This is a genomic window from Shinella kummerowiae, from assembly GCF_009827055.1.
GTDB classification, from domain to species: domain Bacteria; phylum Pseudomonadota; class Alphaproteobacteria; order Rhizobiales; family Rhizobiaceae; genus Shinella; species Shinella kummerowiae.
Genome location: NZ_WUMK01000001.1, coordinates 646,538 through 669,342 on the forward strand (window position 1 = coordinate 646,538; position 22,805 = coordinate 669,342).

Sequence of the window (22,805 nt, forward strand, 5' to 3'; positions counted from 1 at the left end):
GGCGGAAAAAGACACCCGGCTTTCGGTCATGATGTTCGCGGGAGGACATCATGACACTCATTTCGACGCTTTTCGCCATCGGGATAGCATGTCTTGCAGCATCCGATGCCAGCGCACGCAATCCGATCTACAGCGTACCAGGGCTTGTCGGTGCTTACGACACGAACCTACAGAGGGGCTCGCCTCCGGCGAATATCCCAGCTTTCACGGGGAAGATGCTCTGGTTCGCCTCCATCGGCGACGAGACGCGCGGCGCGAGATTCTCAATATCCAGCCTGGACCCCACGCCGATACCGAACGAACATATCGCAGCAATGCCTGAGTATGCTCTGAACCGCTTGATGGACAAACTGACAAGCGCGGTGACTGGTACGTTGTCGCAGTCAGGCTTGATGCTGTCAGGCCGCTCAGAACCCTTCAGATTGACGACTTCCGATAAGGTCAACGTCATCGGCTATTCCGCGAAGCTTGTCAGGTCGGACACAAGCGCTTCGGAGTTCCCTGTGAACTATTGTAAGACTGCCCTAATTTTCAACAAGGCAAACACCGTTTCCATCACAGGATGCTGGGATCAATCGCACATCGAATACGGGGTTCCCGAATTCTACAGCATTCTCGACAGCCTGCATTTTGTGAACCAGGACGACAACTGACGCAGGTCGCGTACCGAGTATGGATGCTCGTGAACATTTCCATGTAGGCGCGTGGCTTTGACTTGTGTTTTGAGAGCCATGCAATCAAGAATACGCCATCATCACCGGAGCATTTGCATGACCAATCCTTTCGAACAACAACCCTTCGACGGCGCGGAATTCATCGACAACCCGGAGCCACGTTGCCCTTGCCTCCTGCTCCTGGATGTCTCTGGATCGATGCGCGGCAAGCCGATCAGGGAATTAAATGATGGGCTGTCCCAGTTCCGTGATGAACTCTTCGCGGATTCATTGGCCGCCAAGCGGGTGGAGGTTGCAGTCGTCACGTTCGGTCCCGTCAACGTCGTCAATGATTTTACGGGTGTTCAAAGCTGGATCGCTCCGGAGTTGACAGATCAGCGAGACACGCCGATGGGCAGCGCGATCGAACAGGGCCTCCAGTTGCTCAGAGAGCGGAAGAATTCATACCGCCAGAATGGCATCTCGTACTATCGGCCATGGATTTTCCTGATTACGGACGGCGGGCCAACGGATAGCTGGCAGGCTGCCGCTCAGGCTGTGAAAGCTGGAGAGGCCGAAAAAGCCTTCAGCTTCTTCGCCGTCGGCGTCGACGGTGCGAATTTCGAGGTCCTTTCACAGATCAGCACGCGCCAGCCGCTGGTCCTCAAGGACATGCGGTTCCGTGATCTTTTCAGCTGGCTGTCCAGCTCGTTGAGCTCGGTCTCCCAGTCCAATCCGGGCGATGCCGTGCCGCTGGCCAACCCTGCCACTCCTGACGGGTGGGCATCGATTGCATGACGCAGGCATGGCGTTGGGCGGGCGCTAGATCGAAAGGCACCTCGCACGAAAGGACAGGATCACCCTGTCAGGATTACGGTTGCGCCAGCGAGATCGAAAGTCCCGCTGGTCCCGTCTTCATTGCCGTCGTGTCGGATGGCGCTGGCAGCGCTACGCACGCCGACGTCGGCTCGAAGCTCGCGTCGACAACGCTGTTGCGCCTGGCGCGGGAGTTCCTCGCTGGTTCGCCGCGTTCGTCTATTCAGGAAGAAGCGGTGTGGGAATGGCTCGACGCAATCCGTGACCGGATCAATGTCGAGGCCAAGCGTCTGGAACTAAGGCCGAGGGATTTCGCGGCCACGGTCGTAGCTGTTCTTGCCGACGACAGCGGTGCGACGGTGATCCACGTCGGTGACGGAGCGGTTGCTCTCAAGGCTCTTGGGGCGGATGCCTGGACCGTCCCTTCCTGGCCATTCCAAGGGGAGTACGCCTCGACAACGAGTTTCGTCACTGACGACCCCCAACCGCGACTGGACTTCGTGACCGTCGAAATCCAGATTTCCGAGTTGGCCGTTTTCTCGGATGGCATTGAGCGGATGGTGCTCGATTTCACCAGTCGTACTCCCCACGGGCCATTCTTCGACAGGATGCTGAAGCCAATCACTGCACTCACGACGCCCGGAAGAGACATCGATCTATCGAAAGCCCTCCAGAGTTATCTTGCTAGTCCGGCGGTCTGCGATAGGACCGACGACGACAAGACGCTCATTCTCGGAGCGCGGCTGTGACCGAGACCTTTGTTGTCGGAGGGAAGAAGGTCAGCCTCGGGCCGTTGCTAGGCAAGGGCGGCGAAGGCGCTGTCTACAATGTCTCTGGCAACGCCGACATCGCCGTGAAAATCTACAACGACGGCAAGGCTCCCGAACGTCGCGACAAAATCATGGCTATGGTGTCCGCTAACTTGTCGCGTACGTCCGACTATGTGGCTTTCCCACTCGAGGTCGTGACGCGTCAGAATGGCAAGTTCGCAGGCTTCTCGATGAAGAAGGTCGCGGGCTTCAAAACTGTCCATGACCTCTATGGTCCAGGGAGCCGCCGCACGGAATTTCCGACTGCGGACGTCCGTTTCCTTGTCCGGGCCGCCTACAACCTTTCTAGCGCCATAGCCAGCATCCATCGCTCGGGATGCGTCGTCGGCGACATCAACCACTCCGGTATTCTTGTCTCGACAAAGGCCTTGGTGACGCTCATCGACAGTGACTCTTTCCAGTTCAGGAACGGTGGGCAAACCTTCCGTTCTCTGGTGGGAGTTGCGGAATATACCCCCGCTGAATTGCAGGGGGTCTCTTTCGAACGTACCGACCGAACTTCGAACCACGACGCCTTCGGTCTTGCCGTTCTACTGTTCCAACTTCTGTATCTCGGTAGGCACCCATACGCCGGACGCTATTCCGGCGGAGACATGGACATCAAGACTGCCATCGCGCAGAGGCGTTTCGCCTATAGCGACAGGCGTGCAGAAACGCAGATGGAGCCGCCGCCGCATGTGCCAGCCCTCAACGACTACGGCGATGAGGTCAAGGCCGCCTTCGAACGCGCATTCTCGCGCGCGGCTGAAACTGGTACGCGGCCGTCTGCGCTGGACTGGGTCGGAATCATTGATCGCTTGCAGACAAACCTCATCACCTGCGAAATCGACAAGTCGCATCATTACCATAAGTTCAAAGGCAGATGTCCGTGGTGCAAGCTCGAAGCGGGCATCGGCCGATCACTGTTCACCGCCCAACTCGCGACGCCAACGCCATCGTCGATGGCCAACATCGGCCAGGTCATAGCCCATATTGGCCGCATGAACTCGCCAGCCAACCCGCCGAGCGCCGAGAACGTCATGCCGCCCGTTCGGGACCTCAAGGTGTCAGCCGCGGCGCGCGGAAAGCGAAGTAGCAGAGGCATCGGCATGGTCAGCGCCCTCAGCGCCGCCGCCGCTGGCGCTTTCGTGACGTTCACCGTCCAACCACTTGTCGGGATCATCCTCACGGTGGGATCGCTTATCTGGTTTTTCAACGTCAAGAACCAGAGCAGCCCCTTTGAGACCGAATTGCGAACTGCGACGGCCGCATGGCACCAGCAGCGGCAATTATGGGAGAAACATGCAGGACCCGAGCATTTCAACGAGCGGAAAGCCCACTTCCTGACGCTTGCGGCGAACCACAGCGCCCTACCTCAACGCGAACGTGAACGCCTTGAGGAACTCGACAGGAAGAAGCGCGATCTTCAGATGCGGAAGTACATGGAATCGCACCTTCTCGACCGCGCAAAGGTGCCTAGCATCGGCCCGGGGAGGAAGGCGACCCTCGCGTCCTACGGTATCGAGACGGCGTGGGACGCAAAATCAAAGCGGATCACCAATATTCCGGGGTTTGGCCCCGCTATGCAGGAAAAGCTGAGAACATGGTCGAAGTCAGTGGAGCGCAAATTCGTTTTCAACGCCAACATCCCGACGGACCCACAGGCCATCCGCGAGGTGAAGACCGACATCGCGAGACAGCGGGCGGAGCTGGAACGTGACTTGCTTAAAGCCCCTGCGGAACTCCAGAAAATCTATGACGACGCCACGAAGCTTCGTGCCAACCCTCCTGCCAGCCTCGTCGAGGCCCACCGCAGGATGAAGCAGGCGGAGCTCGATTGCGGCAAGAAAATCTGACTAACTAGGCCAAGTACGAAGACCTGGCCTAGAGGCGCGCCGGCTCCGCAGAACGCGGCCTCACTCGATAACGGCGAGCTTACCTTCGGAGCTGACTTCAAGCGGCAAGCCTGTCCAGTCCGCTGTATCGAGGAGCGACTGATCGCAATGGTCCGCAGCAGCCAGCTCTGTCGAGAAGAGGAAAACGCTCGCCGATATCGGCTTCCCGAGATTGGCTACCGGGAGCTCCGCTTTCAGTCCAAGTTGTTTAGTTTCCTGCCTGAACGTGGCGCGGAGCGTTACCGTTTCGTTTTTCATGGTTAGCGGCGTTCCATGCAGCGTCGCGATGACGTAGAGGGCGAGAAAGGTCTTTGCTTCGCAAAACCTGATCGCATCGGCGTCATCAAGATAATCATGGAATTTGAGGACATGGACGAGGTCTTCCATAAGCGAAACGTCCGTAAATGCGACGTTCCAGATAAATGTCCGCCCTAGATAATTCAGTACCCGACGCTCCTTGTCTTTGAGAACGCCGCCGTCTTCAGCTTTGCTAAGTGCCGTCTTCAGTGCCGCTTTAGCCTGCCCCTTGTCGAGACCGACCGCGTCCTTGATTTGCTTCTCCGTGGCGACCCTCAATGTCGCCTGCACGGCCTCTTTGATGTCTTCAAGGCTCGGCGTTATCCCGTTCTCTGTCAAAAGCCAGTGTCGGCAGCTCAAGAGCATATCCCTCGCCCGATCTGTGACTTCACCTCTGCCGCGTTCCTCTCTGTGCGCGATGAAATCGCCGACATCGCGGACGCTGAGCCGCCCGCAATGGTGGGTGCGGAAAAACAGGAAGATATTGACGAAGTCTTCGTGCCGACCTTTCCCCCGCGCGATCCGATCTACACGCCGCTTGATATCCGTATTTCGCATTTCACTGTTCCACGCTAACGCGGCCACACACAGCCAGGCCGACTAATCACTATGAAACCGGGAAGCCGGCGAGCGATGCAACTCCAAAAAATGCCCGATGTTAACCGAGTGTCGGACGATGCTCACAGCGCGCTTCAATTCGGTTGAGCGCGAGTTCAAGGTATTTATTTTTCGTGATCCTAAGTTGCAGTACCGCCCGTTTTCGCCTTAAACTTAGAATGTTGTTGGAGGATCGCCAGTTGAAGCTTTCGAAGGCCCGCGTCACGGATTATCGCAGCGTAAAAGATTCCGGCTGGATCGATTTCGAACAGTCGAAGACTATCATGGTCGGCCCGAACGAGGCAGGCAAGTCGGCGATTCTAAGAGCGCTCCAGCAAATCAACGCGCCTTCGGGTACTGCAAAATTCGACGTCCTCCGTGACTATCCGCGCAAGGATTACAACGACATCACTACGCAAAAAGTGGACCCGGCGACGACGGTCGTGGTCATCGCTCACTTCACCCTTGATGCTGACGACAAGGCTTCGATCGACGAAGACTTTCGACAAGCGACTTACGTATTCACTAGGTACTTGGACAATACGTACAACCACACCTTCGAAGGCGGTCCGGAGCGCCCAACCACAGAGGGCATCGCCAAGGACTTGCAGCGACTGGCAGCGCATATAGACACGCGGCAGAAGGACGACGAAGAAAAATCCAGCACACTGTTGGAGACGGCACTGGCCAAATGGTCTGGTGGAAACTATTGGCTTCAGGGGGATATTGCCACGGCGGTATCGACTTGGTTGACGAAACACCTGCCGCTCATCGACGAGGCTAACGAAACTGAAGAGGCGCGGTACGACAAGCTCCTGAAGTTGACGAAGTTCGCGGCTCGACGGGATGCCGCTCTTCAGGCCCTTATGAAGGCGATCCCAGTTTTCGTGCTGTTTTCAAACTACTATCGCGTTCGACCGCTTATTCATCTCGATCACCTGGCTACGCGTATCGAACAGAAGCTGCTGGATGACGACCAGTATGACTATGGAAACGAGTGCTTGCTGAAATTGCTCGGCTTTACGGCGCGCGAGCTTTCCACGCTCGGACGAGCGCCCGAACCAAGTGCTGCGGATCACGATGCGCTGAAGAAATATAGAGACCAACTCGATCAACGTTCCTACCAACTGAACGCCGCAAGCGTCAAATTGACGTCGGAAATCGTGAACATTTGGAATCCAAACCCGGATCGAGCCGAAGCCAACCGACTAAGGATCACCGCAGACGGCCAGTATCTCAAGGTGGTCGTCGAAGACGAGTTGGGTGTCGAGATCGAGTTGGATCAACGTTCAGAAGGCTTCCAATGGCTAGTGTCGTTTTTCGTGGTGTTTTTCTCGGAGACTGCAGGGAAGCATGCCAATGCGATCCTTCTCCTTGACGAGCCAGGAATGAGTTTGCACGCGCTTAAACAGCGTGATTTCCGCGAGACAATTTCGAAGTTGGCGGAGGCGAACCAGACTGTCTACACCACTCACTCGCCGTTTCTCGTCGGCCCGGATGAGCTTGATCTGGTTCGAGTCATTGAAATGAAAGATCGTCGAACCGGAACCAAGGCCCATACGACGATTACCGCCGCCGACCCCGCTGCACTCCTGCCTCTGCAGGAAGCATTAGGCTACGATCTCGCACAGAGTCTCTTCGCCCAGCAACGTAACCTCATACTCGAAGGCCTCACCGACTTCTGGTACATTGAGGCGACGGCTGAGATGCTACGGCAGGAAAGCATTGCCGATCTGAATTCCAAGATTGCACTCGTACCGGCTAATACGGCCAGTAAGGTGGTTTATTTCGCGACTATCTTGGTTGCCCATAATCTAAAGGTCGCGGCGCTCCTCGACTCTGATAATGCTGGTGATCAAGCCGCGAAGCAGGATGTCCTCGTTCATAGATTGGGCGCGAAACGTATCTTGCGAACTACGGACTTCACAGCTCCTCCTATCCCCAAGGCCGAAATTGAGGACTTGCTCCGCGATACGCTTGTCAAATTGGCGGCGTCAGACCTCGGGATCGATATTTCGGCGGAGGTTACCGCATCGCCGACCACTCCGGTGATTGACCTATTGACGAGGAAAGGAGGGGCCAATTTTTCAAAATATAAATTGGCAAAAGCCTACGTAAAATGGACAAGAGATCACTCATCGGCTGATCTAAGCGAAGCCGAGCGGAATGGCTGGTCGAAGCTGATAAACGCGATAAATGCGGCTTTGAAATAGCTATATACCCCGCAGAATCCGCGAGCAGAAATCGTACTAGAGGGGTTTGCTCCGCTTCCTCCACCACTCCCTTGTCTTCGCATTCTGCCGCTCCGTGGCCTCCTTGACCATTCCGTCGAAGACGTCGAGCATTTCCTTTATCGCGGCGACGTAATCCTCGGTATTGAGATCGAACCAGAACTTGTGCCGCTCACCGCGGGCGCTCAGGTTGATGTGAATTTCTCCGAAGCTTGGATCGAACTGGAAATGCGCCGACAGGCCCCTGTTCGAATTCCAGACCCGCTGGCCTGACGGCGGCAGCTTCGGCGGGAAGATCAGGTACGGGCAGGTCTTCGCAGCCTCGGGAACGATGATCTCCCAGAACCTGTTCACTCTATCGTCTTCCAGAATGGTAGGATCGGCCTCTAGGCCGTACACCCGCATGACGTCTGCCCGTTTGAAGACGGTGTCGACGTGCTTGCCGCCCTTCACGAACTTCACCACGGGATCGACCCCTTCCCGCTTCATCTTCCAGCTGACCGCATGTCCCGAGATGCCCATGCCGTGGCCGAAATCCGAAGCCTTGGCGTGACTGGCCGCGAAATCTTCGACGGCCTTTCTCGAAATCAGGACCTGGCGCGGGCTGGCTTCGACCTCCCCGAGATGGCCATGCTTCACGAGAATCTGGGTCGTCTCGTACGTCATGTTAAGGAGCGCCTGCGCCTCGCCCATGGTCATCGTATCTTCGGACCTGGTGAACGATTGGCGCTTCCGCTTGGCATCGGTCTGGACCATCAACCGCTTGAAGCCCGGAACGTTGTCCCGCTTCTCGCAGATCACGATCTCACCCTTGAGGCAGGCGACCGCGACGGCACCCGGAACCAAGCCGTTGCGAACACGATAGGTGTGAAGCGTCAGGCCGTAGGCAGGCGAGCCGGTGACGGGCAATTCGTCGATAAGCCTGAGGACGGTGTCGATCTGATCAGGCGAGTACCGACCCCCGCTCCGTCGGCCAGGCCTCAGATTCGTGAAGACCTTGAGATAGCCTGCGTGGACGAGATGGCGGATGGCATCCTGATTGATGCCAAGCCGTCGTGCGGCTTCCGAGATCGGGACAAGCGTTTCCTTGAACCCGGCGATGGTTTCCACGGCATGCGCGGCAACCGTGCGCCGCTCTCGGGTCTTCTGGAGGACGCCCACCTCCTTGGCGAGCTGCTCGACCGCACGGGGACCGATACCGAGGGTTTGCGCGATTTCCAGTCGCGGCATGAACTCGATGTCGAAGTCTTCGTCACGGACACGGCGATCATATCGCTCCGTCTCGAATACCGCAGCCTCGTGGAAGGCACGGCGGACCGTCAACCTTAGGCTCTCCGGCAGGAAGTTGAGTTTGGGGTAGCCCCAGCTGAAATGCGCCGCGACGCCGCGGGCCTTGTGATTTCCCCTGTACTTGCGGTGCCATTCCCTCATGAGCTCCGCAAGGTCGCCGCGATCACCGGACAGAGCGCGAAAACCCACGTCGGCGGAGTGTGTGCCGACGGGCGGGTGTTTACGCGAAGGCGGGTTCTCGAGAAACCTGCCGACAAACTCGCAGTAATCGATGACATCGGGGATCGGGATGGCATCCAGCAATGGCGCACTGATCGGCTGGAGCCAGCCAAAGCGGCCGAGCAGGTATCGAGCGAAAGGCGCACCGTCGTCACGGCGAGGCAGCTGGCGGCCGAGCGCAAAGCCGTCGCGGGAATATCCGAAGCCAAGCCAAGTCCATGGGACTTGCGCGCCGCCTTCGTCGCGAGTCTCGAGCTCGACGCAATGGATCGGGCAGTGTCGGATGGATTCGACCTCCCACCATCCTCGATGATGAGAGGATTCATGGATGCAGCCAGGGCACCAGCGCCGTGGCTCGAACCGGATGTGATGGTAGGGCAAACCATGTCCGCGGAGGACATAGCCATCGCCGATACGGAGCGGCGTGTTGAATCGGAGGAGCTTAAACCAGTCGGTCGGCATGGGATGGCGCTCAAGCGCTTCCATGAGCTGGTTTGTGGCGACCCGGTTAACCTCCAGATCGTTCCAGTTCGCGAAGGTTGTCATGGTGACCGAGCCTTCCAGCTCGGCCAGCCGCATGAAAAACCCATGGGCGGGTTCGTCGACAGCCGGAGTTGCGTCCCACCTGGAAAATACGAGCGTCTGAATGAACGCCATGTCAGGCCGCCTTCTCGAACGGGTAGGTGAGGTCGCCCGTCCGCTTGCGCAGGAAACATGCCTCGCGAAGATGACGACCCTGGATACAGGGCGACCCGTCGTAGATCGCCTGTCGTGCCGCATCGATCACGATGTTCATGGTCAGACCGACTGACCCCCTCGCGGCAAGCCTCCACTCGGTTTGCCATTCTTCGCGATCGAGAATGGAATCTTCGGCGAACGGGAGCCTGTTCGAGACACCGATCAGAAATCCGAGATAATCGTCGATCTCGTCGGTAATCGACATGTCATGCTCGGCGAGATGGACCGTAGGAAATGATCCGCGGTTGAGATGCTGGGCCTCGTTGAGCATCGAGCCCTCGATCGTATAGAGGCCCGCCAGCCAGACGGAGCAGGAACCGCTGTCTGCCAACGCCTTGATCAGGGAGAGAATGGAACGCCGTTTGGCTGGCGGAGCCGAGAAAATGTAGTGGGCATCGTCGAAGACCACGAGAGGCGTTCCATGGGTCGCCACCCGTCGCACGCATTTCGCCTCAAGAGACTTACCACCGATGTACGGGACGGAAGACGCTCCCGTCGCTAGGAAGAGAGCCGACGCGACATCCGGCGCTCCCCAGCGCTCCATAACCGGGATGTAGGCCATCGGGAATACATAGCCGGAGCTATCGTCAACCCGATAGGGTTTGTTCTCCCGCAGCAGCGTCTTGAGCATGAAGCTTTTGCCTGCACGGGAGTTTCCGAGGAACCCGGCGATCTGGCCCACAATGGGAGCCCCCTGCTGACCGGGCCGATGGAGCTTTTGAAGGCGGGCGAAAGTCTGGTTGAAGCGAGGATAGCGGTACAGGAGATTTTCGACCATCCGCTGACGCGCCGCCTCAGGAAGCCTAAGCATCTCACGGCGAGCCTCGCTATCGTTGGCAAAGGAAATTTCGTGGAAGTCCGGGAGGATGATCATTCATCAAATCCTTTCTTGGCAAGGCGCTCGCGCAATGCGGCGCGTCTGTCTGCTTCGGTGATCAGCGGGGCTTCCACGGGCGCGACGGCGACGGAAACCGGACCGGAGGGCTCGGTGCGCGGAGTACCGCGCCTCTTATGTTCGGCTACAGCGTCCTCGAGGGGATCGCGCTCCACGATCTCGCCATCAGCCGTCTGGCTGACTAGGGCTGCAGGCGTGCCGTCGCGGCCCCTGCCCGGGCGGTTGGGAGATTTGGTACGGGCAGGTCCGGGGCTAAACGGAGCTGCGAAATCCAGATGGTCGGCACTCGCCGCCTCGCTCTCGACCACGTTTACGATGGCCGAACGCTTGAGCTTTCTCGTAACCTGGCTCTGGAACTTCGCGAGCGCCTGAGCGGTCCGCTGGAGCTTCTTCTTGTCGAGGAGTTTCGAAAGCTCATCCGGAAGGGTGCGCCTCGCAAGCTCAAGCGACTCGATCGTGATCGGCTTGCGTTTGAAGACCTTGTTATGGTGTTCGATGATCTTGCGATGCACGAACAACCGGAGGCCGTCCGCATACTTCGCACACCGCCCGTTCGGTCGCAGTCTGATGACGCGATCACGTCGATAGGGGTTCGTGATGAAGGCGTTGGAAAGATCGGACGGATCGACGGTCAACTCATATTCCGTGCCAGGCTTATGGTTCGGATGAGCCGTGATTTCGAGAAGGTCCTCAGAGTACCAGGTCAGGTGCTTGTAGGTGACGCCGTCGTTCTGGATCGTCACCTTGCGCCGATGTCCACCGAGCGAGACGAAGATTTCCGGATCGATCGGGTCCCTCGGCGGCATGTTCTTGAGGTCTGCGTCCCACACATCCTGGGGAATGGCTTTCAAGCGCGGCGTAAGACCGATGCCACGGCGCGGAGTGCGGTGGTATTCGACGATCCAGAGCGTGATGAAGTCCTCCAATTGCTGGAGGCTGATCATCGGCAGGCCGAGGCCCTTGGCGTCGTCGAAAAGTCTTCGGCGCTCGACGTTCGACATTGTCGTGCCGGGAAGCAGGTGAAAGACCTGTGTGTTGAGCGTGCGGAACATGCGCTCGACCAGACCCTTGCCGGTAGGCTCCCCCGGAAGGGTCTCGATGATCTCGAAACCGATCTCTTCCGACGCGCGCTTGATGTCCTCGCCCCGTAGAAACGTGGCGTTGTCGGACGGAATAGCCATGAAGTCGCCGTACTGCGCCCACTCAGCGCCCGGGAAGCGGGACATGTCCTTGGGATAAAGCGCCATCCGCAAGCCGTAGAGAAAGGCCTCATAGCTCTGGTTGTCGAAATGGACCGCGAAACCGAGGATGCACCCGCTTTTCTTCGAAACGAAAAACAGGACACTGGGACGGCCGAAGAGGCACATGTTCTCGGCGTCGTATACGCAGATATCCGCTGTCGTGTAATCGACCTCGACCACGCTTAGGCTATGGTCGGGCAAATCCCTGTGCGTGTAGAAGGTATGCTTTCGCCGCGCCGCTTCGATCCCGTAGCGCCACAGGTCTTTCGAATAGTTGTCGGGAGCCGCGAAACGACGTTCGATAGTACGGAAGCTCGGCACGTTGAGTGTTCCGTCCGGGAGCTCGATCTCCTTGAGAAGCTGCCGGTTCTCCCTTTTCGCAAGTTCCAGTTTGAACTGACTTTCGACGTTCAGCGCCGTGCCGGCGGGCAGTTCCCAGGCCCACTGAACGCAGTCGTCTAGAATGTCTTCGATCCGGGGATCAAACTTCCGGATGGGATTTCCGGACGAATGCTCGGAAACAAGAGCCAGAATTCGGTTGAACGGATTGGCCTCGTACTTCTTGAGCCAGATACGGAGGGAATTGTAGCAGGGTGTTTTCTCGTGACCCTTCTCGCGTGCGTGGTTGGCTGCCACCTCGAGGATCAGCTTCTTGGTGAGCCGCACCTTGCCACCTTCGCGGGCGAGGACGAGCTTGCGCGCATACCACCATCTCTTGATGGCCTCTGCGCGCCGCTCCCGAGGGATGGAAAGATAGCTCCTGACCTTTGGACGCTCGGTTGGGGCGATTTCACGCTTCGCCGCGGAGTTGATCGGAACAAGCCTCCACTCGCGTTCGAGAATGCTGATCTGCCAATCCGACAGGAACGTCGTCTCGTTCGTGTCGGTGTTCTGGACCAAGAATTTCTCGCCGCCCAAACCATAGGAGTTTCGGGAGAGCACGGCGCAGTTCGCAACCCGGCGACGGTCGGGGTCGAAGATCATGAACTGCGATCCCATGGCGAAGTTATAGCGCTGTGCCTGGTGTTTTCCTCCGTTGACAGGATGAGGGGGAACATCGAGTTCTGCGAAGCTGGACGCCGGGTTGAGTGCCCCCTTCGTCAGGAATACGCTCTTGTTGTGCATGAAGGACATCAGTCTTCCCTCCCCTTCGCGCTCGACACGTGGGAGGTCTTTGTCACTGTCGACGCAAATGAAATCGGCTTGGAGATGTCCACCTTCACCTCGCCTGCCACCGCAAGCCACATCAATGCCGAAAAGGCTCGCTTCACCTCCGGAAGCGGGCGGAACTGTGCGGCCGTGCCGTCGTTTTCGAAAAAGACATGCACCCTCCCCGGCAGGGCAGCCGCATCCGAGATCATCTGGATGGTGGATTGCGATGGGAGAAGGGACAACGCGCGGCGGACGGCTGTAACCGCTTCATCGTCATGTCGATATGCGTGGTAGCGGATCGTCGCCAGGTTCATCATCCGCGGCTGGATGTGGAGACTGCTCTCGTCGAGAACCGCATACGTCGCCCGGTATTGCTCCCAGTATACGCCCTTCAGCGTACTCGTTTGATGCTCCATCCATTTCCGCTCGTCCTGCATGGCGAGCGGGATGATGTCGAAGAAGCTGGCCTGCTTCTGTTTGCTCCAGACACCGACCATCGGGATATGGCTGGCGGACGAGACGACGCCGTTCCAATCCGAAACCTCATACTCGAGCTTGATCGGATAGGCGCTGATCCTGACGACATCGGGATTGGTTTCAAAGTGAATGAGCGCGTCGCGCATGAGCGTCGAGCGAGCCCTGATCGACTTCTGGGCGGCTTTGCGCGTCGGAAACGACACCGGAATTTCCTGACGCTTCTGGCTTTTGGCCACCTTGACCAAGGGAACGTGATCGTCCCCGAAGCCGAAGAACGTCATAAGCTGTTGTTCGTTCATCTCTTGCCTCCAGACATGGCTCCGCCGACGCCGATGTTCGTGATCGGCGGAATGTCCACGGATTGGGTGAAAGGCTCAGCAGTCGGTGGAAGGATCGTCTTCGTACAGATGTCCCTGCCACTCGCGCATCAAATCGGCGATCGTGATGCACTCGCCGCCGAGTGAATCGAGTTCAGCGGCCCTAAGGGGGCGTGACGTGGAAATGGTGTGTTCGGTGATGAACATGGCGCACTTCTCCTCTCCCGCCGACGCGCAGTCGAGCGGGCTACGATGAACTGTGGGGAGAGACACGCACCTCGGAGCGCGTGCCTTTGCGGTCAAAGTTCGGAGAGGTCAGAGGGACCGCCGAACTGCATGCAAACGACTACAATCTGCCGATGGCAGTCATATTCGCTTGTCTATGTGCAGTCCGAAGGCGGTCATGGGATCATCCCGTGTTGGGGAAACGGCATTGCTCATCGTTTCCGTTCTCGGTTTGTACCGGACGAATTCGGTAAGTCAACCGGGCCCCGCCCGCCGGACTGCAGATTTTTTCAGATTAGATGGCTGTCGGTTTGGAAAAATCCGTTGACAGGACGGGACCAGCCGGCAAGACTGAACCAGTTACTCTTCGCAATGGGTAGCAACCAAAGTGACGGGCCGACCTGTTCAGAGGTTGGCCCGTTTTTGCTTTTATATGCATGTGGATCATCTCCGTTCCCGATGGATCACAAGTACGAGTGCATTGAGAGCGTGCGAGTTTGAACTTGCAAGAAATTTCTTGTGGAGGGTGTTCCGCGGATTTTAGTTTAAAAATTTAAATTCGCACGTCTTCGGAGACATTCTTGGGAAAAGCCACCGACTGACATTTCTTCAGAATTCCCGTTCGAACTATCAAAATTCCGGATGTCTTCAATTTCTAATTTCTCGCCACTTCGAATTTCATCGGATATTGTCGATTACGCTTGGAGATACAGCCTCTTCAAAAAAAATAGACCTGGGCCCCTAGACAGGGCCGATTTTTGTTCTATTTTCGTTCTCCATGAAAACCGACCTCCACACAGTCTCGCGAATACGATGAAGTCTTGTCAGCCATGAGGGCTGACGGTCATCGACGATATTGTGGAGTCTGTTGCATGCGTGTTTCTCGTCAAACCGAAATCCTGGACGTCGCGAAGGCGGCTCAGGCACGGTCCTCCTTCTTCCCGCGCGCCACGGTCAAGAGCGACGGCCCGGTCACGTTTCGGTCTCAGGCAGCGCGTGACATCGCTTGCCTTTTCGACGTGGACCCCGAGGTCGAAACCTGGACCTGCGATCCACCCTTCCTCTCCGTTGGCCCGGAATTCCACGTCTGCGATTTCCTCGTCTGCCACGTCTCCGGGCAACGTCTTCTCGTGGACGGATTCGATCGCACTGAGACGCCCGATCCCGTCGTCCTCGAAGCCGCAGCCGCCGAGGCAGGATTCCGGTACAAGCGCCCGCCCAGGATCGAGGTCTATGGCGGGACGAGACTCCGCAACGCGAAAGACCTGCTGCGCTACGGAAACTACCAGGCAACCCTCGGGGATCGGGTCCGGCTTCTGGCGGCGCTGGAAGAACACGGATCGCTCACGGTCGCGGAATGCCTGACCGCGTTCTCGGAAACCAGATCGGTGGCCGGGTTGGCGTCGATGATCCTGAACGGCTTCGTGGAAGTCGACCTCGACGACGAACTGATCGGGCCCACGACAGCGGTGAGACGGATAGCGCGCTGACGTCAGCCGTTTCCGTCATCGTTTTCAGAGGGATTTTGTATGCGTAACCAAACCGACGTCGATGTTCATGACTTCACGCATGGCAGGCGGCGCACGCGCGACCTGTCGCTATCGACCCAGTTAGCCGTGATTTCGTTGTTGCGGGTGTTGAGGCCGTTAGTCCATAGGTCACGTCGCTTCGTTGCCACGATCGTCGTGCCGGAGGACGCTAACGTCCACGACTATGCGGTCGCTGCCCACTGGATCATGGAGAACCCGCGGGCCGACGGAATCCCGATGAAAGTCCATTATGACATCCTGGCGCTAACCGACAGGGAAGACTTCAGGACCTCCGTAAAGCTTTCCAGGACAAGCGAAATCCGCAGGGCTATCGTCCTGATGGAGAGCAAGGCGACGCTGAATGCGGATGCACGTCTCGCATCCGATCTGGTCGCAATCCTGCCGCCGACGTCCGGCGAGGACATCAAGATCGCCGCTCTCAGAATGGGATTTGGTAGGATCAGCGACGAAGACGCCGAATTCCTTAGTGGACACAGCCTGGCCAGCCTCACCATGGCCATGCGAGCGGGGCGGCCGATTGGCAACGCGATCGCACGGCTGAAAGCGCATCTCACTGATACGAAAGAAGAGCAGCCGCTGGCGGTCGTTCTACCTTTCCCCGATAAGCCTACCCTGCATGACCTCCCCGCTTATGGCGATGCCAAAACTTGGGGTCTCGAACTGGCCGCCGACATCGCAGACTGGAAGGCTGGTAAGCTGTCCTGGGCAGATATCGATCACGGCATCCTTTTGTCTGGACCGCCGGGAACGGGAAAGACCTCGTTCGCCACAGCACTCGCGAACACCTGTGGCATGACGCTCGTAGCCGCATCCGCCGCCCGCTGGCAGGCCAAGGGACATCTGGGCGATTTCCTTAAAGCCATGCGGTCGGCATTCGACAAAGCGAAAGCCAGCTCGCCCTCTATCCTCTTTATTGACGAGTTCGATAGCTTCTCCGCTCGCGAAGAATATAGCGGCGATAGCGCCAGCTATTCCCGCCAGGTCGTGAATGGCCTTCTGGAATGCCTGGATGGAATCGACGGTCGCGATGGCGTTGTGGTAGTCGGAGCGACGAACTTTCCCGATTTGGTTGACCCCGCTCTTCTCCGGCCCGGCAGGCTCGATCGTCAATGCGTCATTCCCCTCCCCGACGCCGCCGGCCGACGTGACATCTTCAGATATCACCTTGGCAAAGACCTGAGGTCACGGAACATCGATATCGCCGTCAAAAATTCGAGGGGCTGGACCGGTGCGGATATCCAGCGTGCAACCCGCGACGCGAAACGGGCGGCCAGACGCGCGGGTCGCGAGATGGAGATGGACGACTTGCTTTCGGCAATGCCGGAACGAGTGAAGTTGCCACCCGAGGTAATCGAGTCCGTTGCCATCCACGAACTGGGACATGCTCTCGTAAGTTTGCATTACGAATCCGATCCTCTCATGTATGTCACCATCGAAGACACGGTGTCACCAAACGCGAAGCTTGCGACGCTCGGTGGCGCGCACTTCAAAGAGCCGCCGATCCGGCGGAAGACTTCGACGTATTTCGAGAACCGGATCGCGATGCTCCTGGCAGGGATGGCTGCCGAACGCCTCGTGTACGGAGATCACTCGATTGGATCGGCCGGCGACCAAAAGGCAGACCTCAATATCGCAACGGACCTCGCCACTATGATGGAAGTGACGTGGGGCCTTGGACGATGGATGGTATCCGAGTCGATCAGCACGCCTGAGGCGCTCGCCGCCGTAAGAGGTCGGCGGCCTGAATTGGGAGACATCGTGGAGTCTACGCTTCGGAAACAGTTCGAGCGCGCGACGGCCATTCTGGAGACGCGCCGAGACCTACTTCGGGCGTTGGCGAAATCTCTGGTCGAAAAGAAGACTCTGTCGGCGGAGGAGATCGCCGCTGCGGTCGAGAATCATGAGCGGGAGATCGGTCGCGGAGAGCCAACCCTGATCGTATCGAGTTCATGAGTTTGATCCGGGGTCTTTAATTCTGCTTGAAGACCTCGGGTCTTCGAGTTTGGCCACGCCACGGCAGATCGTCGTAACCGCAGCAGTCGGCTGCGGCATCTCGATCCAAGCGCCTTGAAAACCGGCTGCAATATCGCCTCTCCGGTCGTCAAGTAGGCGGAACCGCTCACCGAGATTCAAAAATTAGTTAGTTCTTTAAATAGTTTAGGCCGAACAGAGCGCTGTTCGGCCTTTTTCGCGTTCGGTCACGGATTGCGCAATCGGATGCGAGACAGTTCAGAGGTTGATGGCGGCCGGATCAAAGGATCGTGGCGGCCAACAACAGAAATGGTGGGCCCGGAGGGACTCGAACCCCCAACCAAGCGGTTATGAGCCGCCGGCTCTAACCATTGAGCTACAGGCCCGGCCCGGCGGGTCTGCCGGGGTCGTCGGTCAATGGCAGCCGACGATGTGGATCGTCTAGACGAATTCGCTGCCACTCACAAGCGCCGCCGTATTCTCTACACAATCGCGGGCGAAGAACGGCGCGAGGGACACAACCATCAGGAGACATTCTTTATGATCCACGGGACCTTTGGCCGCCGTACGGGCGCTGGCCTTTTCGCACTTTCGCTGGCACTCGCCGCCGCTGCGCCGCTGGCCGCCAAGGCTGAGGAGGCTGCCAAGCCCCGCGAGGCGACCATCATCGTCACCGGTGAAGGCACCGCCGAAGTCGCGCCCGACATGGCGCTGATCGACCTCGGTGTCGTCAAGGATGCCAAGACCGCCCGCGAGGCGCTCGACGCCAACAACAAGGCCATGGCCGAAATCCTCGCCGCGCTGAAGGAAGCCGGCATCGAGGAGCGTGACCTTCAGACCTCCGGCTTCATGATCAACCCGCAGTACCAGTATCCGCAGAGCTCGACAGGCGAAAACCCGCCGCCGGTGCTGACCGGCTTCCAGGTCACCAACACCGTCACGCTGCGCGTGCGCGACCTGGCAAAGCTCGGCGAAATCATGGACAAGGCCGTGACGCTCGGCGCCAACCAGGGTGGCGGCATCCGCTTCACCAATGACAAGCCGGAAACGGCCGTCAGCGCCGCGCGCAAGAAGGCCGTGGAAAACGCCATTGCAAAGGCGAAGGAACTGACTGAAGCCGCCGGCGTCGGCCTCGGCCGCGTGCTGGAAATTTCCGAAACCAGCTATCGCGCCGAACCGATGCCGATGATGCGCGCCATGGCCAAGGATTTTGCCGAGGGCGGCGCCGTACCGCTCGCCACCGGCGAGAACAGCTACGCCGTCACCGTCAACGTGACGTTCGCGCTTGGCAAATAACGCCGGGTGATCGCGTTCAAACGAGGGGCCGGGAAACCGGCCCCTTTTTTGTTGCGCCGGCCATGGTGTCACGCGGCAGCGCCCAGGTCGTCTCATGTGTCCTGTACCGCGAGCGAACTGGGGGAAAATCCGCAAGGCGACATATGCGCGGGCGGAAGCGAAGTAGGATCTGCCCTGCAGGGTTCAAGCCCGGCGGCGTTTTTGGCGGCCGATGTCCCGATGTTCATCTGTCACGGTCTTGCCAGCCTGACCAGGCACGCCGCCCAGTATGTGCGTGCGACGCTAAACAACGGCACATGCCGTTCCCGTAGCGGTCTTCGTCGAGACAAGACCAGCGCCACCGCAAAACGCAAAAACCCTCCCGGCCGGGGCCGGAAGGGCAGCCGCTCGCCGGCCGGGGGTGACAGGACGAGCGGTTTGCGTCAGAGAGCACCGGTCGGGCCAGCGCCTCCGCTTAACGCCACATGGTCGGGCAACCGCGGTCGTTGACAAAAACGATGCGGCTGAAGCCACCATGACGGTACCCGTCGACAACGACGCGACGCGGCGACATGTCGACGACACGGGCACGCCGGAGGCCGAAATCGCGTGCCTTGGCCACCGCAAGATCCGGCGAGCAGCGGCCGCGACGACCCATCTCATGGCGGCGCTCGTGGCGGCGATCCCAGCGGCCACGGCCCCAGCCATTGTCATGAATCTCAAGGAAACCGTTGCGATAGCCGACCGTTTCGATGGTCACGTCAAGGCCGGCGGCAGAGGCGGTCGGCACTGTGGCGGTCAGCGCGCCAAGACCGAGAACCGCAGCAAGAATGGATTGTTTGAGAAAGCTGGCCATCGAAGCATCTCCTGTACGTTTCGACCGAACCGTCGTGTTCGGCGTTGAGGAGACATTAGAAGGCAACGGGTGAATGCAGGCCGAAGCGGCCGTTCAGCCTGCATTCAACTTCATGAAGCGGTGAAGAAGGAGAAGCGGGTGATCGATCCCTCATCGAGTTCGAGCAGCAGGATCTTTTCCGCCGAATAGCTCTCGCCGCCGGCCTTCTTGCCATGCGCCGTCAGCCGGATCGCGACATTGCTGCCGAGGGCATCGCTCATCACCAGGGCATCGTCGTAGGTTTCGTCGAAGGCCTCGAAATGCCGGGCAAGACGGGCGCGTAAAGCCTCGCGACCATTGTCCATGCCCTCGCCGATGCCGGAAATCGACACGTCCTCGTGCACCTTCGCGGCAAGGGCGGCAAAGTCACGGCTGTTCAGCGCCTCGATCACGGCATGGTTGATGCTTTCGGTGTTCGACATGGATCTCTCCTCTCGATGGATCGCCACAGGAACGTTCCACTGTGTGAACGTGTTCCGTCAAGGGCCGAGATGCAGCACGATTTCCCGGCGGTGCGGCCGGTCGCGATGCTCGAAGAGATAGAGGCCCTGCCAGGTTCCGAGCGCAAGGCGACCGCCGACGACGGGAACGCCGATCGAAACCTGTGTCAGGGCCGCCTTGATATGGGCCGGCATGTCGTCCGGTCCTTCCATCGTGTGCACGATCCAGCGCATGGACGGGTCGTCGGAGGGCGGCACGAGGCGGCGGAAGAACTGGTCGAGATCGCGCCGCACGTCCGGATCGGCATTTTCCTGGATGAGCAGCGAACAGGATGTGTGGCGGACGAAAACCGTCAGCAGCCCCTCCTCCACGGCCGCATCGCGCACGAAGGCCGCGACATCGCCGGTGAATTCGTAGAGCCCCTGCCCGCGCGTTTGAACCGTCAGGATTTTCTGCGCCATGGCGCCCGGCGCCTCAGCCGATCGCCCAGAACAGGGTGCCGATGACGATGATGAAAGCAAGGATCACGCCCATGAACCGGGCGAGGCCGACATTGGTATCCGTGGTGGTGCCGACGATCGCGTAGTAGAGATCCATCATGGGCGCATCCTTTGCAAAACTGTCCAGCGCAGTGATAGCGCAGCCAGCCCCTGCTCACAACTCGAGGAAGGCCTGGAAGCCGCCGAAGATCATGCGCTTGCCGTCGAAGACATCCTTCCAGTCGTCGCCCTTGAGGCGTTCGTCCTCCATGACCTTGGCGACGATTTCATCACGCCGGGCACGCGATTCATAGGTGATCCAGGCGAAGATCACGATCTCGTCCTCCTTTGCCTGCACGGCGCGCGGGAACGAGGTGAGTTCGCCATAGGGCACGTCATCGCCGATGCACTCGACATAGTCGATCGCGCCATGCTTCTTCCAGACGGCACCCGCCGTGCGCGCCATCTCCTTGTAGGCTTCGACATTGGCCTTCGGCACGGCGAGCAAAAATCCATCGACATAGGTCATGATCGTCTCCTCCTTGTTTTGAACATGACAAGGACGTGGATCACGCCGCCGATCCGACAAGGGGGCAGATTTTTTTATCAGCATGGTCCGGAGCCCTGAAACCGGACATCGACCAGCCTCTCGCCCCCCTCACCGTCCCGCGCGAAACTTCTCCTTCAGCCGCGCAATGTCCGCCGCGCTCCAGTCCGTGACATCCGTCACCGCAATCCACGGATCGATATAGTGCTCACCGGCATAGACATGCCCCAAGCCCATCGGGGTCGTCGTCGCCATGGCCATATCGAGTGTCAATTGCAGGAAGGTCACCACCGGATACCACTGGAAATCCGGCGAGACATCCGGTCCGCGTGGCACGTCCATCCAGGATGGCTGGCGGTAGAAGGAATAGGGGTCGTAAAAGACAATCGGGTCGCTGGCATATTGCAGGTAGACGATGCGCATCGGCCCCCAATGGTCGCCCGCCTCCGGCAGAACGTTGCGCTGGCTGGTGAAGCGCACATAGGAGCCGTCGCGGAAGCGCGGCAGCCAGGCTGGCGTGCCGGGATTGCGATCCGCCGTCATCTTGCGCCAGATCCGGCTTGGAAACGGCGGGCCGGCCCAAAGCGCACCCTGATAGGGATCGCCGATCACCTCGAAGAGCTCCGCCGATTGCTCCGACGACAGCGCCCCGAGGCTGAGGCCGTAGAGATAGAGTTTGGGGCGGCTCTCCTTCGGCAGCGTCGTCCAATGGCCATAGACGGCGTGGAAGAGCGCGCGCGCCGCTTCGGCGCCGTAGTCCGGCTCGGCAAGCAGCGAGAGCCAGCTTGCGAGATAGGAATACTGGATGGCGACGCTGGCGATGTCGCCGTGGTGCAGGTACTCGACCGTATCGATGCCCTCGGGATCGACCCAGCCGGTGCCGGTCGGCATGACGATCAGCAGAGTCGAGCGCTCGAAGCCGCCGACGCGGATCAGTTCGTCCAGCGCGATCCTCGCCCGGGCCTCCGGCGTCTCGGCGGCATTGAGGCCGGCATAGACCCGCAGCGGCTCGATGGCCGGCTTGCCGGTGAAGGCGGAAATCTCCGCCGCCGTCGGACCGCTCGCCACGAAGGACCGACCCATGCGGCCAAGCTCGTCCCAGCGTACCAGCGAGGCAGCACTTCCCGATTTCAGCGGCCCGGACGGTTCTGCCGTATCGGGCTCGATCACCTGGTCGAGCCGGCGGAAGGAGGAATCGGCCGTGTGCAGCACGAAACGCACAAGCAGGCCGTCAGCCAAGGTCCAGAACAGCGTGGCGGCAAGCGCCGTGCCGATGACGTAGGAGAGCCGCCGCGGGGCCGCGCGGCGCGACGTGCTGGCAAACAGCCGCACGAACAGCGCAAAGAGGCGCCCCAGGGCAAGAAAGACGAGGAACACCGCAAGCGCGATGAGGCCAACATAGAACGGATGCGCCGTCTCGATCGGCGGCAGGTGCATCAGCGTGCGGATGGAATTCTGCCATTCGGCCGTGCGCCACAGGAAGACCAGCACGACAAGACCACAGGCGCCACCGGCTATCGCCTTCAGCCCCAGCCGCGCACGGTCCTTCGGCTCCGGCAGTTCCAGCCAGAACCACAGCGCGGACAGCAGCACGCCAAGGCCATAGCCGCACGCCATGGCGACCCCGGAGAGCAGGCCCTGCGTGACATAGGTGCGCGGCAACAGGCTCGGCGTCAGCGACGCGGCGAAAAGCAATGTACCGACAATCAAGCCCGCAGCGGAAAAACCCGCGAAACCCGCAATCCGCTTCAGCATTCCCTTGAGCGCTCCCGCATTCGTCATTTCGCCGTCAGAC

At 59.3% G+C, this 22,805-nt stretch carries 20 protein-coding genes and 1 tRNA gene; 8 read left to right on the forward strand and 13 right to left on the reverse strand.

The window, feature by feature from the left end:
• Window positions 1–50: 50 nt before the first annotated feature.
• The 4 genes from GR138_RS03005 (at window position 51) to GR138_RS03020 (ending at window position 4,134) form a co-directional block, all read left to right on the forward strand.
• The gene (locus tag GR138_RS03005; RefSeq protein ID WP_160857113.1) at window positions 51–653 is read left to right on the forward strand and encodes a hypothetical protein; all 603 of its coding nucleotides are present in this window, start codon (window positions 51–53) and stop codon (window positions 651–653) included.
• Window positions 654–770: 117 nt separating this feature from the next.
• Window positions 771–1,451, forward strand: coding sequence for a vWA domain-containing protein (locus GR138_RS03010; RefSeq protein WP_160857114.1), 681 nt, complete (start codon window positions 771–773; stop codon window positions 1,449–1,451).
• Window positions 1,448–2,218, forward strand: coding sequence for a PP2C family serine/threonine-protein phosphatase (locus GR138_RS03015; protein WP_160857115.1), 771 nt, complete (start codon window positions 1,448–1,450; stop codon window positions 2,216–2,218). Before GR138_RS03010 ends, GR138_RS03015 begins: the two co-directional genes overlap by 4 nt.
• Entirely contained in the window at window positions 2,215–4,134 is a 1,920-nt protein-coding gene (locus GR138_RS03020; protein WP_160857116.1) for a protein kinase domain-containing protein, read from the forward strand. Before GR138_RS03015 ends, GR138_RS03020 begins: the two co-directional genes overlap by 4 nt.
• Window positions 4,135–4,194: 60 nt before the next feature.
• Here GR138_RS03020 and GR138_RS03025 read toward each other — a convergent pair whose 3' ends face one another.
• Window positions 4,195–5,028: a hypothetical protein gene (locus GR138_RS03025; protein WP_160857117.1), complete on the reverse strand. Its 834-nt coding sequence runs from the start codon at window positions 5,026–5,028 to the stop codon at window positions 4,195–4,197.
• Between the two features lie 239 nt (window positions 5,029–5,267).
• On the opposite strand from GR138_RS03025, the gene GR138_RS03030 reads away from it, so the two are divergent.
• The gene (locus tag GR138_RS03030) at window positions 5,268–7,280 is read left to right on the forward strand and encodes an AAA family ATPase (RefSeq protein WP_160857118.1); all 2,013 of its coding nucleotides are present in this window, start codon (window positions 5,268–5,270) and stop codon (window positions 7,278–7,280) included.
• A 36-nt stretch (window positions 7,281–7,316) separates the two neighbouring features.
• Here the strand turns inward: GR138_RS03030 and GR138_RS03035 are convergent, their stop codons facing one another.
• The 5 genes from GR138_RS03035 to GR138_RS30200 all read right to left on the reverse strand — a co-directional run bounded on the left by GR138_RS03035 (window position 7,317) and on the right by GR138_RS30200 (window position 13,834).
• Window positions 7,317–9,464, reverse strand: a complete 2,148-nt coding sequence (locus GR138_RS03035; protein WP_160857119.1) for a TniQ family protein — start codon at window positions 9,462–9,464, stop codon at window positions 7,317–7,319.
• 1 nt (window position 9,465) lies between these two features.
• Complete coding sequence (locus GR138_RS03040; RefSeq protein WP_160857120.1) at window positions 9,466–10,419, reverse strand: TniB family NTP-binding protein; 954 nt, start codon at window positions 10,417–10,419, stop codon at window positions 9,466–9,468.
• Complete coding sequence (locus tag GR138_RS03045; RefSeq protein ID WP_246200262.1) at window positions 10,416–12,815, reverse strand: hypothetical protein; 2,400 nt, start codon at window positions 12,813–12,815, stop codon at window positions 10,416–10,418. Before GR138_RS03045 ends, GR138_RS03040 begins: the two co-directional genes overlap by 4 nt.
• Window positions 12,815–13,609 (reverse strand): hypothetical protein, encoded by a 795-nt coding sequence (locus GR138_RS03050; protein WP_160857121.1) that lies wholly within the window; start codon window positions 13,607–13,609, stop codon window positions 12,815–12,817. Before GR138_RS03050 ends, GR138_RS03045 begins: the two co-directional genes overlap by 1 nt.
• 75 nt (window positions 13,610–13,684) lie before the next feature.
• The gene (locus GR138_RS30200) at window positions 13,685–13,834 is read right to left on the reverse strand and encodes a hypothetical protein (protein ID WP_202402477.1); all 150 of its coding nucleotides are present in this window, start codon (window positions 13,832–13,834) and stop codon (window positions 13,685–13,687) included.
• Window positions 13,835–14,724: 890 nt separating this feature from the next.
• On the opposite strand from GR138_RS30200, the gene GR138_RS03055 reads away from it, so the two are divergent.
• Entirely contained in the window at window positions 14,725–15,342 is a 618-nt protein-coding gene (locus tag GR138_RS03055; protein WP_160857122.1) for a hypothetical protein, read from the forward strand.
• 39 nt (window positions 15,343–15,381) lie between these two features.
• The gene (locus tag GR138_RS03060; protein WP_160857123.1) at window positions 15,382–17,355 is read left to right on the forward strand and encodes an AAA family ATPase; all 1,974 of its coding nucleotides are present in this window, start codon (window positions 15,382–15,384) and stop codon (window positions 17,353–17,355) included.
• Between the two features lie 328 nt (window positions 17,356–17,683).
• Here GR138_RS03060 and GR138_RS03065 read toward each other — a convergent pair.
• A tRNA-Ile gene (locus GR138_RS03065) sits at window positions 17,684–17,759 on the reverse strand.
• Between the two features lie 154 nt (window positions 17,760–17,913).
• Between GR138_RS03065 and GR138_RS03070 the strand changes: the two genes are divergently transcribed.
• Entirely contained in the window at window positions 17,914–18,669 is a 756-nt protein-coding gene (locus GR138_RS03070) for an SIMPL domain-containing protein (RefSeq protein WP_160857124.1), read from the forward strand.
• A 454-nt stretch (window positions 18,670–19,123) separates the two neighbouring features.
• Here GR138_RS03070 and GR138_RS03075 read toward each other — a convergent pair whose 3' ends face one another.
• The 6 genes from GR138_RS03075 to GR138_RS03095 all read right to left on the reverse strand — a co-directional run bounded on the left by GR138_RS03075 (window position 19,124) and on the right by GR138_RS03095 (window position 22,765).
• Window positions 19,124–19,504, reverse strand: coding sequence for a hypothetical protein (locus GR138_RS03075; RefSeq protein WP_160857125.1), 381 nt, complete (start codon window positions 19,502–19,504; stop codon window positions 19,124–19,126).
• A 110-nt stretch (window positions 19,505–19,614) separates the two neighbouring features.
• Window positions 19,615–19,965 carry a nuclear transport factor 2 family protein gene (locus GR138_RS03080; RefSeq protein WP_160857126.1) on the reverse strand — a complete coding sequence of 117 codons (351 nt, stop codon included), beginning with the start codon at window positions 19,963–19,965 and terminating at the stop codon, window positions 19,615–19,617.
• A 57-nt stretch (window positions 19,966–20,022) separates the two neighbouring features.
• On the reverse strand, window positions 20,023–20,445 hold the full coding sequence (locus GR138_RS03085; protein WP_160857127.1) for a secondary thiamine-phosphate synthase enzyme YjbQ: 423 nt from the start codon (window positions 20,443–20,445) through the stop codon (window positions 20,023–20,025).
• 13 nt (window positions 20,446–20,458) lie between these two features.
• Window positions 20,459–20,584: a hypothetical protein gene (locus GR138_RS30785; RefSeq protein WP_261002361.1), complete on the reverse strand. Its 126-nt coding sequence runs from the start codon at window positions 20,582–20,584 to the stop codon at window positions 20,459–20,461.
• A gap of 54 nt (window positions 20,585–20,638) precedes the next feature.
• Window positions 20,639–20,992, reverse strand: a complete 354-nt coding sequence (locus GR138_RS03090) for a DUF1428 domain-containing protein (RefSeq protein WP_160857128.1) — start codon at window positions 20,990–20,992, stop codon at window positions 20,639–20,641.
• Window positions 20,993–21,121: 129 nt separating this feature from the next.
• Entirely contained in the window at window positions 21,122–22,765 is a 1,644-nt protein-coding gene (locus GR138_RS03095; protein ID WP_160857129.1) for an alpha/beta hydrolase, read from the reverse strand.
• Window positions 22,766–22,805: the final 40 nt, after the last annotated feature.